Origin of the sequence: Psychrobacter sp. S1-30-MNA-CIBAN-0213 (assembly GCF_040309845.1) — a bacterium.
GTDB lineage: Bacteria > Pseudomonadota > Gammaproteobacteria > Pseudomonadales > Moraxellaceae > Psychrobacter.
The window spans coordinates 1-284 of the sequence record NZ_JBEOPE010000050.1 but is presented as its reverse complement, the minus strand read 5'-3'; the positions used below and the strand labels follow the sequence as shown (position 1 = coordinate 284).

The 284-nt window shown below is 48.6% G+C and carries 1 protein-coding gene; it reads left to right on the top strand.

The genetic code is table 11. The features are described 5' to 3' along the window. Positions 1-45 precede the first annotated feature (45 nt). A partial coding sequence (locus AAEY87_RS13910) for a TonB-dependent receptor domain-containing protein (protein ID WP_350657598.1) occupies positions 46-284 on the top strand: 239 nt, incomplete at its 3' end.

Below are 284 nucleotides of genomic sequence, written 5' to 3'. Positions count from 1 at the left end.
CTCTATGAGCGTTATACGTGGTCGACATGGCCCATGGCGGCTGTCATGAATAACACTGTTGGTGATGGCAATGGCTATTTTGGTGATCCTAATCTGCGTTCTGAAAAATCCAATACCCTATCTGCCACCTTAGACTGGCGCGGTGCTGATGATAGCTGGGGCGTTAAAGCCACTCCTTACTATTCAAAAATAGATGACTATGTCGATGCCGTACAGTCGGATCGTATGACGAACACAGCGGCTGACACTCACACCGCCGACCAATACAACGTACTGCGTTATAC